19 protein-coding genes are annotated in these 15857 nt (G+C 64.6%); 1 reads left to right on the top strand and 18 read right to left on the bottom strand.

From position 1 onward, the window contains the following. Positions 1-21: 21 nt before the first annotated feature. The 15 genes from HSX14_RS09395 to HSX14_RS09325 all read right to left on the bottom strand — a co-directional run bounded on the left by HSX14_RS09395 (position 22) and on the right by HSX14_RS09325 (position 12293). The gene (locus HSX14_RS09395) at positions 22-990 is read right to left on the bottom strand and encodes a GTP 3',8-cyclase MoaA (protein WP_173173838.1); all 969 of its coding nucleotides are present in this window, start codon (positions 988-990) and stop codon (positions 22-24) included. A gap of 86 nt (positions 991-1076) precedes the next feature. Continuing rightward, positions 1077-1715, bottom strand: a complete 639-nt coding sequence (locus HSX14_RS09390; RefSeq protein WP_021217601.1) for a TetR/AcrR family transcriptional regulator — start codon at positions 1713-1715, stop codon at positions 1077-1079. 556 nt (positions 1716-2271) lie between these two features. Further along, positions 2272-3057, bottom strand: a complete 786-nt coding sequence (locus HSX14_RS09385; protein WP_173173836.1) for a TatD family hydrolase — start codon at positions 3055-3057, stop codon at positions 2272-2274. Between the two features lie 54 nt (positions 3058-3111). Continuing rightward, on the bottom strand, positions 3112-3468 hold the full coding sequence (locus HSX14_RS09380) for a PilZ domain-containing protein (protein WP_021217603.1): 357 nt from the start codon (positions 3466-3468) through the stop codon (positions 3112-3114). 35 nt (positions 3469-3503) lie between these two features. Further along, positions 3504-4490, bottom strand: coding sequence for a DNA polymerase III subunit delta' (locus HSX14_RS09375; protein ID WP_173173834.1), 987 nt, complete (start codon positions 4488-4490; stop codon positions 3504-3506). Then, complete coding sequence (gene tmk / locus HSX14_RS09370; RefSeq protein WP_173173832.1) at positions 4483-5115, bottom strand: dTMP kinase; 633 nt, start codon at positions 5113-5115, stop codon at positions 4483-4485. Before tmk ends, HSX14_RS09375 begins: the two co-directional genes overlap by 8 nt. Continuing rightward, entirely contained in the window at positions 5112-6167 is a 1056-nt protein-coding gene (mltG, locus tag HSX14_RS09365; RefSeq protein WP_173173830.1) for an endolytic transglycosylase MltG, read from the bottom strand. The genes tmk and mltG overlap by 4 nt, the downstream gene beginning before the upstream one ends. 3 nt (positions 6168-6170) lie before the next feature. Continuing rightward, positions 6171-6983, bottom strand: coding sequence for an aminodeoxychorismate lyase (pabC, locus tag HSX14_RS09360; protein WP_173173828.1), 813 nt, complete (start codon positions 6981-6983; stop codon positions 6171-6173). Next, positions 6983-8227, bottom strand: a complete 1245-nt coding sequence (gene fabF, locus HSX14_RS09355) for a beta-ketoacyl-ACP synthase II (RefSeq protein ID WP_173173826.1) — start codon at positions 8225-8227, stop codon at positions 6983-6985. Before fabF ends, pabC begins: the two co-directional genes overlap by 1 nt. Before the next feature lie 102 nt (positions 8228-8329). Beyond that, a complete protein-coding gene (gene acpP, locus HSX14_RS09350; RefSeq protein WP_016493661.1) occupies positions 8330-8566 on the bottom strand; it encodes an acyl carrier protein in 237 nt (78 codons plus the stop codon). A gap of 187 nt (positions 8567-8753) precedes the next feature. Continuing rightward, complete coding sequence (gene fabG, locus HSX14_RS09345; RefSeq protein ID WP_111262429.1) at positions 8754-9497, bottom strand: 3-oxoacyl-ACP reductase FabG; 744 nt, start codon at positions 9495-9497, stop codon at positions 8754-8756. A gap of 14 nt (positions 9498-9511) precedes the next feature. Next, positions 9512-10450, bottom strand: coding sequence for an ACP S-malonyltransferase (gene fabD, locus HSX14_RS09340; protein ID WP_173173824.1), 939 nt, complete (start codon positions 10448-10450; stop codon positions 9512-9514). A gap of 105 nt (positions 10451-10555) precedes the next feature. Further along, complete coding sequence (gene plsX, locus HSX14_RS09335) at positions 10556-11566, bottom strand: phosphate acyltransferase PlsX (protein ID WP_173173821.1); 1011 nt, start codon at positions 11564-11566, stop codon at positions 10556-10558. A 3-nt stretch (positions 11567-11569) separates the two neighbouring features. Then, positions 11570-11752 (bottom strand): 50S ribosomal protein L32, encoded by a 183-nt coding sequence (rpmF, locus tag HSX14_RS09330; protein WP_013791824.1) that lies wholly within the window; start codon positions 11750-11752, stop codon positions 11570-11572. Between the two features lie 13 nt (positions 11753-11765). Continuing rightward, entirely contained in the window at positions 11766-12293 is a 528-nt protein-coding gene (locus tag HSX14_RS09325; RefSeq protein WP_173173819.1) for a YceD family protein, read from the bottom strand. 107 nt (positions 12294-12400) lie between these two features. On the opposite strand from HSX14_RS09325, the gene HSX14_RS09320 reads away from it, so the two are divergent. After that, on the top strand, positions 12401-12979 hold the full coding sequence (locus tag HSX14_RS09320; protein WP_173173817.1) for a Maf family protein: 579 nt from the start codon (positions 12401-12403) through the stop codon (positions 12977-12979). A gap of 51 nt (positions 12980-13030) precedes the next feature. Here HSX14_RS09320 and sppA read toward each other — a convergent pair whose 3' ends face one another. From sppA to rluC, 3 genes are read right to left on the bottom strand one after another with little or no spacing between them, the layout of a single operon-like run. Continuing rightward, on the bottom strand, positions 13031-14014 hold the full coding sequence (sppA, locus tag HSX14_RS09315; RefSeq protein WP_173173815.1) for a signal peptide peptidase SppA: 984 nt from the start codon (positions 14012-14014) through the stop codon (positions 13031-13033). Further along, complete coding sequence (locus tag HSX14_RS09310; protein WP_173173813.1) at positions 14004-14699, bottom strand: HAD-IA family hydrolase; 696 nt, start codon at positions 14697-14699, stop codon at positions 14004-14006. The genes sppA and HSX14_RS09310 overlap by 11 nt, the downstream gene beginning before the upstream one ends. After that, positions 14692-15645: a 23S rRNA pseudouridine(955/2504/2580) synthase RluC gene (rluC, locus tag HSX14_RS09305; RefSeq protein ID WP_173173811.1), complete on the bottom strand. Its 954-nt coding sequence runs from the start codon at positions 15643-15645 to the stop codon at positions 14692-14694. Before rluC ends, HSX14_RS09310 begins: the two co-directional genes overlap by 8 nt. Positions 15646-15857: the final 212 nt, after the last annotated feature.

Below are 15857 nucleotides of genomic sequence, written 5' to 3'. Positions count from 1 at the left end.
CGCGCCCGTCGGGATCGGCGTTCAGCCGCCGATGATCTTCATGACGGTGACGCCGCCGGAGAAGGCGATGTCCTGTTTGTCCGCCAGGGCCTTCACCAGCAGCCGCTGCAGGCCCGGGAGGGCCTGGTGGCGAGGCTTGTCCAGCAGGTCGCCGACGTAGTGGCGGTTGCTCGATGACAGGCAGCCGTGCAGCCAGCCGGTGGAGGACAGGCGCAGGCGCGAGCAGGTGCGGCAGAACGGCACGCTCTCGTTGGCGATGATGCCGAAATGCCCCAGGCCGGGAATCGCATAGCGCAGCGCGGTGGCGTCCACCGGCGCTTCGGCCTGGACGAACTCGTAACGCTCGCCGATCAACTGGAGCAACTCGTCCAGGCCGATGAACTGCTGCTGGAAGCCGACGCCATCACGCGCCAGGTGGCCCATGCGCATCAGCTCGATGAAGCGCAGCTCGAAGCCGTTCTCCAGGCAGTACTCCAGCAGCGGCATGACCTGGTCCAGGTTCTGGCCACGCAGGGGCACCATGTTGAGCTTGATCTTCAGCCCCGCCGCCCGGGCCTCGGCGAGCCCCTGCAGCACGGTCTTCAGGTCACCGCCACGGGCGATACCCCGGAAGGCGTCGGCATCCAGGGTGTCGAGGGAAACGTTGAGGCGGCGGATGCCGCAATCGACCAGCAGCGGCAGCTTGCGCGAAAGCAGCTGGCCGTTGGTGGTGAGGCTGATGTCTTCGAGGCCGAGGCCGCTGACGCCGCGAAGGAAGTGATCGAGCTTGGGGCTGACCAGCGGCTCGCCGCCGGTGATGCGCAGGCGCTCGATGCCGGCGGCCTCCATCAGGTAGGAGACGCCGCGCACCATGGCCTCGGCGGAAAGCTCGTCCTGTGCCGCGACCAGGCGCTTGCCGTCCGGCACGCAGTAGGTGCAGGCGTAGTTGCAGGCGGCGGTCAGGCTGATGCGCAGGTTGCGGAAGCGCCTGCCTTGGCGGTCGACGATCATGGGACGCTCCGACGGGGAATGGGGCGAAGTATATCGCCGCCCCATCGCCAGTCCCATGCATTTGCCATCCGGCTGGGCGCGATCACTCAGCCCGATGGGGCGTCATTCTCGCGCTTGCGCTTGTTGCCCATGCGCACGCCGATGTCCATCAGGAACTGGAAGAAGCCTTCCTGGTCCTCGAGGACGTTGCTCCAGAACGGCGAGTGGTAGAGCGCCACGGCGCCATGCACCAGGGCCCAGGCCGCGCAGTAGTGGAAATACGGCGGGACGTCTTCCAGCTTGCCTTCGGCGATGCGGCCCTTGATCAGCTGGGTCAGGCGCTCGAAGTTGGAAGCACGGATCTTGTGCAGTTGCTCGACCATCTCGGGCACCTGGCTGTTCTTCACCACCTTCTCTTCCAGGCGGTCGAACAGGCGGTAGCGCTGCGGGTCACGCATGCGGAATTCGAAGTAGGCGCGCGACAGCGCTTCCTTGTCACGGTCCACATCCGCCGAATGCAGCAGCTCGTTCAGGTCACGCTCGTAATCGAGCATCAGGCGCAGGTAGATCTCCGCCTTCGACTTGAAGTGCTTGTAGATGGTGCCTTTGCCGATGCCCACCGCGTCGGCGATCATCTCGACGGTGACGCTGTCTTCACCCTGTTCCAGGAACAGTTTCAGAGCGGTGTCGAGGATTTCCTGCTCGCGACGGCGGAACTCACGGACTTTACGGGGTTCTTTCTGCATAAAGGGACTGTAGGGTCAAAAATCAAGCCGCGTATTATGCCTAATTAGCGCCAAAATGCACGGAACATCCGACTATGAGCCTATTGCCAGATGGGTTCGACATGTTTCGGGGCGTGCTCGAAGGCCCTGGAAACCGCGAACCAGATGGCTTGCAGCGGTCATACCGATGAACGCGAAGCGCACACGTAGTAGGCTTTCGGATCGCAACGCCACCCACCTGCACAAAGATGACGCACGCCAGCGCGTGGATTCGGGGTGCGACCATTGAGCGCAGCCTGGTCAGGAAGGGGCGTAGCCGTCACCGGCAGGCACAAGCCCAGTCGGCAGACGCTTGAGGACTCAGACGCCTTGCGCGTATTCCAAATCTGTTTAAAAAACGAGCAATCGCATCTGGACGCAAGAGGATATTGACCAATACTCAAATGACTGGCGTGCGGCATCTCCCCCCAAGTGCCCCACCAGTCAAGGTACCGAGGATCGCGTACCTTTGTTTTACTCCTAATGGTCTTGACCCGGATTCATCCCCCAGAACCCGGGTTTTTTTTGCCCGCGAGTTTCAACCCGCCAGGCGCGCCAGGGGGAACAGGCGCCGGAAGTTGTCGGTGGTCTGCTCGGCGAAGTGCTCGAACTCCACCCCACGCAGCTGTGCGAGGAACTCGGCGACCTCCCGCACGTACTCGGGCAGGTTGGGCTTGCCTCGATGCGGAATGGGGGCCAGGTAGGGCGAGTCGGTCTCGACCAGCAGGCGGTCGGCCGGCACCTGCCGGGCGACCTCGCGCAGCGCTTCGGCGTTGCGGAAGGTGACGATGCCGGACAGCGAGATATAGAAGCCGATGTCCAGGGCCGCCTTGGCCATTTCCCAATCCTCGGTGAAGCAGTGCAGCACGCCCGCCTGGGGCAGCGCTGCCTCGCGCAGCAGCGCCAGGGTATCGGCGCGCGCCTCGCGGGTGTGCACGACCACCGGCTTGCCGGTGATGCGGGCGGCTTCGAGGTGCAGGCGGAAGGCCTGCTGTTGCAACTCGGCGGCCTCGGGCTCGTAGTGGTAGTCGAGGCCGGTCTCGCCGATGGCGGCAACGCGGGGGTGGTCGAGCTCACCCAGCAGCCAATCCAGGGCCGGGGCTTCGCCGGGAGCCAGGTCCAGCGGGTGCACGCCGACGGAGCAATGCACGTCGGCATAGCGGCTGGCCAGGTCCTTGACCGCGGCGGCGTTGTCGGCGCTGACGCCGATGCAGAGGAACTGCCCGACACCGCGGGCACGGGCAGCCTCGAGCGCCGCATCGAGGGAGCCGCCATGAGCGGCGAGATCGAGGCGATCGAGATGGCAGTGGGAATCGACCAGCATGGTTCGGATCACTTGGACGTCAGGAGGCGCCGGCCACGATGGGCCGGCGCGGCGTTACATGGTGTGGGTGGGGCGGTCCGACTTGAGGGCACCGGCGAGGTAGGTCTCGATCTTGTTGCGTGCACCGGTATCGCCATCGTTGAACTGCACGCCGATGCCGGCGGCACGGTTGCCCTGGGCCCCCTTCGGGGTGATCCAGACGACCTTGCCGGCCACCGGGATCTTTTCCTGCTCGTCCATGAGGTTGAGGAGCATGAACACTTCGTCGCCGAGCTTGTAGCTCTTGTTCGTCGGGATGAACAGGCCGCCGTTCTTGATGAAGGGCATATAGGCGGCATACAGCACGGACTTGTCCTTGATGGTCAAGGACAGGATCCCGTTACGCGGGCCCAGATTGGGTGGCAGGCTCATGCGGCTTTCCTGGCTAGCTGGCTCAGCGGTGGATTCTAGCCCGGTCCGGGCAGGCTTGCCCACTGCACCAGCAAGGCTTCGAGAAGCAAGACACGGTTGAGGTTGGCCTTGCCCAGGACCTTCTGCCGCTGCTGCAGCAACCAGTCCTGGAACCCCAGCACCTTGTGCTGGGGAGCCTTGTCGGCGAGGTACCGGACGACCTTGCGCATGTCGGCCATGCCCAGGCCTTCTTCATCACGCGTCAGCTGGTAGCGCAGCATCAGTTGCGCCCAATCGCAGAACCAGTCGAACAGCAGGATCAGCGGCACCGCGTTCCAGCCTTCGGCCAGTTGGCTCGCCCCCACCTGCTGCTTGATCAGTTTCTTCACCCCGTCCACCACCTGGGCGCGCTGCTCCAGCACCGCCTGGCCGTGCAGGCGCTGCGCGGTGAGCGGCGAGCCGCCGGCCAGCACCAGCAGGTCGCGGCGGACCTGTTCGTCGGCATCCGGCAGCGCCTTCGCCAGCCAGGCCAGGCTGTCCGCCTCGCCCGGCAACGGGCAGGCCTGCTGCACGCAACGGCTCTTGATGGTCGGCAGCAGCCGGCTGGGCTGGTGGCTGATGAGCAGCAGCACGGTGTCGCCGGAAGGCTCCTCCAGGCTCTTGAGCAGGGCGTTGGCGGAATTCAGGTTCATCGCTTCGGCGGGTTCGAGCAGGACGACCTTGCGCCCACCGAGTTGCGCGGTCTGCACCACGAACTCGACCAGTTCGCGGACCTGGTCGACCTTGATCGCCTTGTCTGCTTCTTCCGGCTCCAGCACGAAGTTGTCCGGATGGGTCCCGGCGGCCAGCAGGTAGCAGGACTTGCACTGGCCGCAGGCATCGAGGCCCTCGGGCTTCTGGCACAGGAGACGCGCCATCAGGCGCTCGGCCAGGGCGCGCTTGCCGATACCGGCCGGGCCATGCAGCAGGTAGGCGTGGGCATGACGCGGACGCCCGGCGAGGTGCTGCCAGAGCGATTCCTGCCAGGGATAGGCTTCAGCCACGGCAACGCTCCAGCAGTTCGGGCAGCAGGGCTTCGAGGGTCTGCTGGACATTGGCCAGCGGGGCGGCGGCATCCAGCACACGGTAGCGCCCGGGCGCTGCGGCGGCCCGCTGCAGGTAGGTCTGCCGCACGGCCTCGAAGAAGCTGCGGTCTTCCTGCTCGAAGCGATCCAGGCGACCGCGCGCGGCGGCCCGGCTGAGGCCGACATCCACGGGCAGGTCGAAGACCAGGGTCAGGTCAGGGCGCAGCTCGCCCTGGACGAAGTCCTCCAGCAACGCGATGCGCTCGACGGGCAGCCCTCGCCCTCCGCCCTGGTAGGCGTAGGTGGCATCGGTGAAACGGTCGCAAAGCACCACCTGGCCCCGGGCAAGCGCCGGGCGGATCACCCCGGCGATGTGCTGGGCACGGGCGGCGAACATCAGCAGCAGCTCGGTATCGGCGGCCATGGCTTCATCGCTGGGCGCCAGGAGCAGTTCACGGATGCACTCGGCCAACGGAGTGCCACCCGGCTCGCGGGTCAGCAGCACGTCGATGCCGTGGCCGCGCAGGCGCTCGGCGAGGAAGTCGCGATTTGTGCTCTTGCCGGCCCCTTCGGGACCTTCGAGCGTGATGAACAGACCGCTCACGGGGTGTCCTTGTTGGTGATGGGAGCGGGGCTGGAGCGATAGTCCGCGCGCCGCTTCAACTGGTATTCACGCACCGCCTGGTTGTGGTCGGCGAGCGATTCGGAAAACACGTGGCTGCCGTCGCCACGGGCCACGAAGTAGAGGCTCTTGCCATCCACCGGGTGCAAGGCGGCGTGGATCGCCTCGCGACCGACCATGGCGATGGGGGTCGGCGGCATGCCGGCGATCACATAGGTGTTGTAGGGCGTGGATTCACGCAGGTGGGCACGGGTGATCTTGCCGGCGTAGCGCTCGCCCAGGCCGTAGATCACCGTGGGGTCGGTCTGCAGCAGCATGCCGAGCTTCAGGCGACGCACGAAGACACCGGCGATCTGGCCGCGCTCGCTGGGCACGCCGGTCTCCTTCTCCACCATCGAAGCCATGATCAGCGCCTGGTAGGGATCGGCGTAGGGCAGGTCGTCCGCCCGCTTCGCCCACTCGCTCTCCAACACCTGTTCGAGACGCTGGTGGGCCTGTTTGAGCAGGTCGATGTCACGCATGCCGCGCACGTAGCGATAGGTGTCGGGGAAGAAACGCCCCTCGGGATGCTGCCCCTCCAGGCCGAGCCGCTTCATCAGCTCGGCATCGCTGGCATCCGCCAGGGTCTGCTCCAGCTTGGGCTGCTTGGCCAGGGCGGCACGCAGTTGACGGAAGTTCCAGCCCTCCACCAGCGTCAGGCTGTATTGCACCACTTCGGCACGCTGCCAGAGACCCAGCAGTTGAGCTGCATCCATCCCTGGGGCCATGCGGTATTCGCCGCTGTGCAGCGACTGACCCGCGAGGTTGAAGCGCCAATACTGGCGCAACCAGAACGCATCCTGGATCACGCCCTCCTCTTCCAGCCGGTTGAGCAGGCCACCGGGGGTGGACCCGGCCGGCACGTCGAGCAATTGCTCTCCGGTGATAACGAGCGGCTGCTTGAGGGCTTCACGCTGCTGCCAACCGGCATAGGCGAACACCAGGCCGCCGAGGATCAGGCCACTGTGCAGCAGCACGAGCAATTTGCGTATCACGAATCAGCAATCCAGTAGGGCGCGGGCAAGGGCCTGCAGTTTACGGGTGAGCGGCCCGACCGACCAGTCGTGCCCGGCGAAGGCGCGCACGGGCCAGACGCCGTAGAGGCTGTTGCAGAGGAAGACTTCGTCGGCTCCCAGCAGTTCCTCGTACTCGATATCGCATACGCGCGTGGCGATGCCCTGGGCCGCGGCCTGATCCAGCAGTTCGGCACGCATCACGCCGGCCACGCCGCTGCGCGCGAGATCGGCGGTGATCAATACGCCGCCACTGACCAGGAAGAGGTTGCTGAACACCCCTTCGATGACCCGACCGGATACGTCGCGCATCAGCCCTTCGGCGAAGCGGGCATCCTGCCATTCCGCTCGCGCCAGCACCTGCTCCAGGCGGTTGAGGTGCTTGAGGCCCGCAAGCAGGGGCTGCTCGGCCAGGCGCGTGGCGCAGGGGAACAGTTCGACGCCTTGCCGGGCGTTGGTTTCGGGATAAACGGGATAGGCGCTACCCATGAGGATGCGCCGGGGCGGCGTGGTGGGCGGTGCATAGCCGCGCAGGCCGTCGCCACGGGTCACCATGAGCTTGGCGACGCCCTCGCCCTGCTGGGCGCAGAACGCCAGCAGCTCTTCACGCACGAGATGCGGGTCGAGTTCGAGGGACAGGCGATGCGCACCTTCGGCAAGGCGCGCGAGATGACGCTCCAGCAGCCCGGGTCGACCACCGCGCACGGCGATGGTCTCGAACAGCCCATCGCCGTAGGCCAGGCCGCGATCCTTGAGGGACAGCGACCCGGCCGGCAGGCCGTCGACCCAGGCCAGCATCAATCGGCGAACCGGCGGAACACCAGGGAACCGTTGGTGCCACCGAAACCGAAGGAGTTGGACAGGACCACGTCGATGGGCATGGAACGGGCTTCGTGAGGCACGAAGTCCAGGTCGCAACCATCGTCCGGGTCATCCAGGTTGATGGTCGGCGGCGCCACCTGGTCGCGGATCGCCAGCACGCTGAAGATCGCCTCGACGGCACCGGCGGCGCCCAGCAGGTGGCCGGTCATGGACTTGGTGGAGCTCACCGCGACCTTGTAGGCATGGTCGCCGAACACGCTCTTGACCGCTGCGGCTTCCGCCTTGTCGCCGGCCGGCGTGGAGGTGCCATGGGCATTGATGTACTGCACCTGGTCGCCGTTCAGGCCGGCATCGCGCAGGGCATTGCGCATGCAGCGCGCGGCACCGGCGCCATCGTCCGGCGGCGAGGTCATGTGGAAGGCGTCGCCGCTCATGCCGAAGCCGACCAGCTCGGCATAGATGGTGGCGCCGCGTGCCTTGGCGTGCTCCAGCTCCTCGAGGACCAGCGCACCGGCGCCATCGGAGAGCACGAAGCCATCACGGCCACGATCCCAGGGGCGACTGGCGGCGGCAGGGTCATCGTTGCGCGTGGACAATGCCCGCGCGGCACCGAAGCCACCCAGGCCGAGACCACAGGCCGCCATCTCGGAACCGCCGGCGATCATCACGTCGGCCTCGCCATAGGCGATGTTGCGTGCGGCCATGCCGATGCAGTGGGTGCCGGTGGTGCAGGCGGTGGCGATGGCGTAGTTCGGCCCCTGCAGTCCCAGGTGGATCGACAGGAAGCCGGACACCATGTTGATGATCGAACCGGGAACGAAGAAAGGCGAAATACGCCGCGGCCCCTGCTCGATCAAGGATTTGCAGTTGTTCTCGATATTGGTCAGGCCGCCGATACCGGAGCCCATGGCCACACCGATGCGCTCACGATTGGCGTCGGTGACTTCCAGGCCGGAGTCACGCACAGCCTGGAAGCTGGCAGCGAGGCCGTACTGGATGAACAGGTCGAGCTTGCGAGCTTCCTTGGCGGACAGGTACTGCTCGACATCGAAGCCCTTCACCGAACCACCGAAGCGGGTGGAGTAAGCGGAAAGGTCCATATGCTCGATCAGGCCGATGCCACTGCGGCCAGCCAGAATGCCCTGCCAGCTGTCCGGGACGTTGGTGCCCAGCGGCGACAGCATGCCAAGGCCAGTGATCACGACGCGTCTACGCGACACTGTGCTCTCCTCAATTTCTACACGGCGGTTGGATGACACTTAAAGAAAAGCCGCACGACCTGACGGTCGTGCGGCTTTTCCGAGTCGGGAATCGACGATTACTTATTGCGCGTGCGCGTTGATGTAATCGATGGCTTCCTGAACGGTGGTGATCTTCTCAGCTTGCTCGTCCGGGATCTCGGTCTCGAATTCCTCTTCCAGAGCCATCACCAGCTCAACGGTGTCAAGGGAGTCGGCGCCCAGGTCTTCGACGAAGGAAGCGCTGTTGGTTACTTCGTCTTCTTTAACGCCCAGTTGCTCGGCGACGATTTTCTTGACGCGTTCTTCGATGGTGCTCATACCTTGTTTTCACTCCTATGGAAAAATCCGTGCAGCTTGGGCTGCAGTGTATAGAAAGGGTTTTCCGCATTTCAAGCGGGATGCCAACCCCTCCAGGCCCCGTCTGGACCCGTCCATAACCCAATTGCACTTATGTACCGGATTTTAGACAGCTCCTATGACAGTTTCCTGAAGGGAATCGTCACATTCAGCTCATGTACATGCCGCCGTTCACAGGGATAGTAGCCCCGGTCACGTAGGATGCGCTATCGGAAGCGAGGAATGCGACCACCTTGGCGATCTCCTCGGCCTGTCCCAGGCGACCCAGCGGAATCTGCCCCAGCAGTGCGTCGCGCTGGGCTTCCGGCAGTTCGCGGGTCATGTCGGTATCGATGAAGCCGGGCGCCACCGAGTTCACGGTGATGGCGCGGGAGCCGACTTCACGGGCCAGTGCGCGACCGAAGCCTTCCAGGCCGGCCTTGGCGGCGGCGTAGTTGACCTGCCCGGCGTTGCCCATGGCGCCCACCACCGAGCCGATGTTGATGATGCGGCCCCAGCGCGCCTTGGTCATGCCGCGCAGCACGGCCTTGGACAGGCGATACAGGCTGTTGAGGTTGGTGTTGATGACGTCGAACCACTCGTCGTCCTTCATGCGCAGCATCAGGTTGTCGCGGGTGATGCCGGCGTTGTTCACCAGGATCAGCGGCTGGCCGAGGTGCTGCTGGATGTGTTCGAGGGTGCTGGCGACGGACTCGTCATTGCTGACATCGAGCACCAGGCCGGCGCCTTGGACGCCGTTTTCCTTGAGGTATTCGGCGATGCGCTCGGCACCGCTCGGGGTGGTGGCGGTGCCGATGACGACGGCACCCAGGCGACCCAGTTCCAGCGCGATGGCCTGACCGATGCCACGGCTCGCACCGGTGACCAGGGCGACCTTACCTTGCAGACTCATAGTCTTCTCCTTGCTCAGGCCAACGCAGCGCGAGCGGCTGCGAAAGCGTCGGGGGTATCCAGATTGTGCGTACCGATGCCCTTCACGCAGCGCTTGTTCAGGCCGGAAAGAACCTTGCCGGGGCCGCACTCGACCAACTCGGTCACGCCATGCTCCGACAGGCGGACCATGGACTCGACCCAGCGAACAGGACTGTAGAGCTGGGCCAGCAGGTCGCCCTTGAGGACGGCTAGGTCAGCCACGACAGCGGCGCTGACGTTCTGCACCAGCGGGATCTGCGGTGCCTGCCAGGCGATGGCCTCGACCGACTCGGCGAAGCGTTCGGCAGCCGGGCGCATCAGTGCGCAATGGGAGGGTACGCTGACCGGCAGCGCCATGGCGCGCTTGGCACCACGGGCCTTGCAGGCTTCGATGGCACGCTCGACGGCAACGGCGCTACCGGCGATCACCACCTGGCCGGGGGCGTTGAAATTGACCGCGCTGACCACATCACCCTGCGCGGCTTCGTCGCAGGCGGCGAGCACGTCGGCATCTTCCAGGCCGAGGATGGCGGCCATGCCGCCCTGCCCTGCCGGAACGGCTTGCTGCATCAGTTGGCCGCGGCGCTCGACCAGCTTCACCGCATCGGCGAAGCCCAGGCTGCCGGCGGCGACCAGCGCCGAGTACTCACCCAGGCTGTGACCGGCGACATAGGCCGGACGGGCGCCCCCCTCGGCCAGCCACAGGCGCCAGAGCGCAATGGAGGCGGTGAGGATGGCGGGCTGGGTCTTGTCGGTCTGGTTCAGGCTTTCTTCCGGCCCCTGCTGGACCAGGGCCCAGAGGTCGTAGCCCAGGGCTTCGGAGGCTTCAGCGAAGGTATCCAGGACCAGCTTCTGCGAAGCACCATGCTCGGCCAGCATGCCCAGGGACTGTGAGCCCTGGCCGGGAAAAACGAATGCGAGGGATGCGGACATCGGAACTATTCCCTTGTTTGCCTTGATCGGTGTACAGGAGCGCCGGGCATAGCCAAGCGCAAGGAACTGACAGTTGGATGACAGGCCGCAGACGGCGGTCACATCCTAGAGCAACAGATCCTCGAGACGCCCGTGCAGGCGCTGGGGAAGATTCTCGCGGATTTCCATGAGCGCGCGGCGGATGGCGCTCTGGAAGCCGTCCGAGCCAGCGGCCCCGTGGCTCTTGACCACGATGCCCTGCAGGCCGAGGAAGCTCGCGCCATTATGCCGGGCAGGCGCCAGGTCACCCTGCAAGCGGCGCAGCAACGGCAGCGCCAGGGCGCCGACCATGCGCGAGCCCAGGCTGTCGGTGAACAGCGCCTCGATACGGGCGGAGATCATCGACGCCAGGCCTTCGCTGGACTTGAGCAGGATGTTGCCGACGAAACCGTCGCATACCACCACATCGGCCTCGCCACGGTACAGACCGTCGCCTTCTATATAGCCGATGTAGTTCAGGCCTTCGGCCTGCTGCAGCAGGCTGGACGCCAGCTTGACCTGCTGATTGCCCTTGATGTCCTCGGTGCCGACGTTGAGCAACGCGATACGTGGGCGCGACACCCCGAGTGCTTCGGCCGCGACCGAGCCCATGACGGCGAACTGATAGAGGTGCTCGGCACTGCAATCGACGTTGGCGCCGAGATCCAGCAGGTGGCAATGCCCTTTGGCCGTAGGCACGGCACTGACCATCGCAGGGCGATCGATGCCCGGCAGGGTCTTGAGCATGTAGCGGGAAAGCGCCATCAGCGCACCGGTATTGCCGGCGCTGACGCAGGCCTGGGCACGACCGGCACGGACCAGGTCGAGGGCGATGCGCATGGAGGAGTCGGGCTTGCCGCGCAGCGCCTGGGATGGGCGCTCGTCCATGCCGACAACTTCGGATGCATGCTCGACGGAAAGCCGCTGACGATCGACACCGTTTTCACGGGCGATCAGCTCTTCGAGCAGAGGGGCTTGGCCGACAAGAATGAGATGGAGCGAGGGGAACTCAGCCAGACAGGCGATGCTGGCCGGAACAATGCAACGGGGACCGAAGTCCCCGCCCATTGCGTCAATCGCGATGATCGGAGCGGACAAGGATTACTCGTCAGCGCCCTTGTCGATCACTTTGCGACCACGGTATACGCCTTCCGGGGATACGTGGTGACGCAGGTGTACTTCACCGGTGCTCTTCTCGACGGACAGGGCGTTGGCCTCGAGGGCATCGTGGGAACGACGCATGTCGCGGGCAGAGCGGGATTTTTTGTTCTGCTGAACAGCCATAATCAATTAACTCCTAAACGTTTGGGTCACGCTTTAACTGCGCCAGTACACTGAACGGGTTGGACCGCGTCACCTCGTTCTCACTCGGCTCGGGCTCATCAAGCCCCTCCGGCTGCTGGCAATCTTCAGGGTCATGGGCCGGAACAATGGGCAAGGCGAGCAAGAGCTCATCCTCGACCAGAGTCAGAAGATCCAGGGGATCCTCACCCACTTCCAGCACGTCATAGCCCTTGGGCAGTGACTCGCTGTCCGCGCCTTCCTTCACCACGGCGTACGTGCATTCGCTGTGGATCGGAAGCACGACCAGCTCCAGACAACGCTGGCACACCATCTTGACCTCGACATCGATTTCACTGCGAATAATCGCAGTCCTGCGCTCGTCGCGCCCGAAAACGAGTTTCGTGCGTACGATGCCTGCATCATCGGCAAGCGGGTCGCAGAGACGCTCAAGACTGGAGAGTTGCAGCTCGCCCTGGAGGGTTACGCCGCGATCAGCCATCTTGCGCGGATCGACGTGAGGTGGAATCGGCCCATTCAACATAGGCGCGACATTCTAGGGATGCACCCAGCACCTGTCAAAACAAATTCCGCCCTGTCCGCCATGCGGCTAGAGCTATAGAATTTCCGCTTCCTGACTGGGAGATCAGCATGCCACCTCTGGTGCTCGCATCCAGCTCGCCGTACCGTCGCGAGCTTCTTGAACGCCTTCGCCTGCCCTTCGCATGGAGCGCGCCGGCCATCGATGAAACCCGCCACCCCCACGAAACAGCGGAGCAGCTGGTACGCCGCCTGGCCGAAGAAAAAGCTCGCGCCCTGGCCGACCTGCATCCCCAGCACCTGATCATCGGCTCCGACCAGGTAGCCGTCCTCGGCGAGCAGATACTCGGCAAGCCCCTGGAGTTCGAGCGCGCCCGCAGCCAGCTGCTGGCCGCCAGCGGCACCAGCGTCACCTTCCTCACCGGCCTCGCCCTGCTGAACACCCGCAGTGGCCGCTGCCAAGTGGATTGCGTGCCCTTCACGGTGAACTTCCGCCCCCTGAACGAAGCGACCATCGAGCGCTATCTCCATGCCGAAGAGCCCTACGACTGCGCCGGCAGTTTCAAGGCCGAAGGACTGGGCGTAAGCCTGTTCCGCTCCACCCAGGGAGAGGACGCCACCAGCCTGGTGGGCCTGCCACTGATCCGCCTGGTGGACATGCTGCTCGAAGAAGGCCTGGCGCTACCCTGACGAAAAAGCCCGGCACGGGCCGGGCTCTTCCTTATATAAGGCAGCGATGGGTCAGCGCAGGCTCGGCCCCTGGAACCCCATCCATAGCGCCAGGCGCTCCGCCACGCTGGCGCCGAGCCGCTTGGCGAAACGATCGAAGGGCGTCTCCTGCTTGGTGTAGTCGACGATCTCCTTCTCACCGATCACTTCGCGCGCAACGAAGCTGGTGCTACCCAACTTGTCCACCAAGCCCAGCTCGAGAGCCTGCTCTCCGGACCACACCAGACCACTGAACAGCTCCGGATGCCCCTCGACCTTCAGGCGATCACCACGACCTTTCTTCACGCTCTCGATGAACTGCTTGTGAGTGGTATCGAGTACACCCTGCCAGAACTGGGTCTCCTCGGCCTTCTGAGGCTGGAAGGGATCGAGGAAGGCCTTGTGCTCACCCGAGGTGTAGACGCGACGCTCGACACCCAGCTTGCCCATCAGGTCGACGAAACCGAAGCTCGCGGCGGTAACACCGATGGAACCGACCAGGCTGGCCTTGTCGGCATAGATCTCATCGGCGGCGCTGGCGATGTAATAGGCGCCAGAGGCCCCCAGGTCAGTGATCACCGCATAGACCTTGATGTCCGCGTGCTCCCCGCGCAGCCGCCGGATCTCGTCGTAGATATAGCCGGACTGCACCGGGCTACCGCCCGGGCTGTTGATGCGCAGGACGATGCCCTTGGTCTTCGGATCTTCGAAGGCAGCGCGCAGGCTGCCGACGATGTTGTCGGCGCTGGCAGCCTCGTCATCGGCGATCATGCCCTTCACTTCGACCAGCGCCGTGTGGTTCTCACCTCGCGCCGCAGTCTTCTGCAGATCGAAAAGCGGCGAGAAGAGCGCCAGTGCCACGAACAGGTAGAGAAAGGTCAGGACCTTGAAGAATATGCCCCAGCGACGCGAGCGACGCTGCTCCTGTACACCCGCCAGCACGGCCTTTTCCAGCAGCTTCCAGCTCTTGTCATCGCCACCGCCCGCAGGCGTCGAAGCCTTCCATTCATCCGACATGCAGATCCACCTTCATAGTGTGTGTGTTCGCACCACCAGCGAGCCAGTGACGCAATTCATCGAAATGCTCGATCGCCAATCGTGGCGACTCGCCGCGCAGTGCACCCAGGGACTGGGCGCCGTACCCCACCGCCACGGAATCCATCCCCGCCCGGTGAGCCATCTGCAGATCGAAGGGCGAGTCACCGACCATCAGCGCCTGCCCGGCATCCACACGGCAATGCTGGAGAATCTCGTGCAGCATGCGCGGATCCGGCTTGCTCGCGGTCTCGTCCGCGCAACGGGTGATATCGAAGTAATCGAGCCAGCCACGACCGGCCAGCACATGATCCAGGCCGCGCCGGGTCTTGCCGGTAGCGACCGCCAGCAGGTACCCCTCACCCCGAAAGCCTTCGAGAGCCTCCAGCACACCCGGGAACAACGCGGAAGGCTGCGCCTCCAGCCGGTTGTAATGGGCTCCATAGACCTCTCGATAGCGCTGGACCGCCACCGGGTCGTCGACCTCGGGATAAAGCACGCGAATCGCCTCGGGCAAGCCGAGGCCAATGATGCCTTTCAGGGCCGACTCGTCCAGTTGCGGCAACCCGCAAGCCTCGGCAGCGACCTGCAGGGACTCGACGATGCGCGAAATGGAATCCACCAGCGTGCCGTCCCAATCGAATACCAGCAGGCGATAGTCAGGCACCGAGGCGCTCCAGGGTCTTCTCCCACATGTCATCTACCGGCGCCTCGACCTGCAGCGGCGTGCCATCCGGCAACACCAGCGACAGCGCGTAGGCATGCAGGAAAAGACGCTTGCCGCCCAGCTCACGGATCTCGCGGGAAAAGTCCTCGTCACCGTACTTGGGGTCACCCGCGATGGCATGGCCAGCGTGACGGGTGTGCACGCGGATCTGGTGGGTCCGCCCGGTGATGGGGCTCGCCTCGACCAGCGTGGCGAACTCGCCGAAGCGGCGCAGCACACGGAATTCGGTCAGCGCTTCCTTGCCCTCGTCATTGACCTCGACCATGCGCTCACCGGAGCGCAGGTTGTTCTTCAACAGCGGCGCACTGACCTTCTTCTTCGAGGTCGGCCAACTGCCACGGACCAGCGCCATATAGCGCTTGTCCACGCCATCGCCGCGCAGGGCCTCATGGAGATGGCGGAGCATGCTGCGCTTCTTGGCGATCATCAGAAGGCCGGAGGTATCCCGGTCCAGCCGATGCACCAGCTCCAGCTCCTTGGCATCAGGACGCAACTGGCGGAACGCCTCGATCACACCGAAGCTCAACCCGCTGCCGCCGTGCACGGCGATACCGGCCGGCTTGTTGAGCACGATCAGGCCCTTGTCCTCGTAGACGATTGCCGCCTCCAGGCGCTCGAGCATGCCCTGCGCCACGGGCGCCGCCTCGTCACGCTCGGCCAGCCGCAAGGGCGGCACGCGAACGATGTCACCGGCCTGGAGCTTGTACTCGGGCTTGATCCGCCCCTTGTTCACCCGCACCTCACCCTTGCGAAGGATGCGGTAGACCAGCGTCTTGGGAACACCCTTGAGCTGTGTGCGCAGGAAATTATCGATTCGCTGGCCGGCATATTCCGGCGCAACCTCAAGCAGCTGGACGCTGGAGGTTGGGGAGGGAGGAGTAGTCATGGCGGGCATCATAACAATTTTTTATGGAATTGAAGCACTTAATGATTACTGCTATAGTCGCGAACGCCGCCAAAAGCGGCCGTGCCCCGGATGATCGCCAAAACTGCCATCCCAGCCACGTGCAACCCATTCAGGACGTCAGGCCGTCCTTCAGAATATCTCGCCGCACAGAGCGCGAATATCCAGAGAAAAACGCCTTGAGCCATGACGCG

The sequence above is a fragment of the Pseudomonas tohonis genome, from assembly GCF_012767755.2.
GTDB lineage: Bacteria > Pseudomonadota > Gammaproteobacteria > Pseudomonadales > Pseudomonadaceae > Metapseudomonas > Metapseudomonas tohonis.
This window is presented reverse-complemented; position numbering and strand designations above follow the sequence as displayed.

Excerpts from the sequence above, each read along its gene's own strand:
- HSX14_RS09380 (WP_021217603.1), bottom strand. The coding sequence starts at position 3,468 with ATGAGCCTGCCACCCAATCTGGGCCCGCGTAACGGGATCCTGTCCTTG.
- fabD (WP_173173824.1), bottom strand. The coding sequence starts at position 10,450 with ATGTCCGCATCCCTCGCATTCGTTTTTCCCGGCCAGGGCTCACAGTCC.
- HSX14_RS09395 (WP_173173838.1), bottom strand. The coding sequence starts at position 990 with ATGATCGTCGACCGCCAAGGCAGGCGCTTCCGCAACCTGCGCATCAGC.
- fabG (WP_111262429.1), bottom strand. The coding sequence starts at position 9,497 with ATGAGTCTGCAAGGTAAGGTCGCCCTGGTCACCGGTGCGAGCCGTGGC.
- pabC (WP_173173828.1), bottom strand. The coding sequence starts at position 6,983 with ATGCTGGCCTGGGTCGACGGCCTGCCGGCCGGGTCGCTGTCCCTCAAG.
- HSX14_RS09320 (WP_173173817.1), top strand. The coding sequence starts at position 12,401 with ATGCCACCTCTGGTGCTCGCATCCAGCTCGCCGTACCGTCGCGAGCTT.
- rpmF (WP_013791824.1), bottom strand. The coding sequence starts at position 11,752 with ATGGCTGTTCAGCAGAACAAAAAATCCCGCTCTGCCCGCGACATGCGT.
- acpP (WP_016493661.1), bottom strand. The coding sequence starts at position 8,566 with ATGAGCACCATCGAAGAACGCGTCAAGAAAATCGTCGCCGAGCAACTG.
- HSX14_RS09325 (WP_173173819.1), bottom strand. The coding sequence starts at position 12,293 with ATGTTGAATGGGCCGATTCCACCTCACGTCGATCCGCGCAAGATGGCT.
- HSX14_RS09385 (WP_173173836.1), bottom strand. The coding sequence starts at position 3,057 with ATGCTGGTCGATTCCCACTGCCATCTCGATCGCCTCGATCTCGCCGCT.
- rluC (WP_173173811.1), bottom strand. The coding sequence starts at position 15,645 with ATGACTACTCCTCCCTCCCCAACCTCCAGCGTCCAGCTGCTTGAGGTT.
- HSX14_RS09390 (WP_021217601.1), bottom strand. The coding sequence starts at position 1,715 with ATGCAGAAAGAACCCCGTAAAGTCCGTGAGTTCCGCCGTCGCGAGCAG.
- sppA (WP_173173815.1), bottom strand. The coding sequence starts at position 14,014 with ATGTCGGATGAATGGAAGGCTTCGACGCCTGCGGGCGGTGGCGATGAC.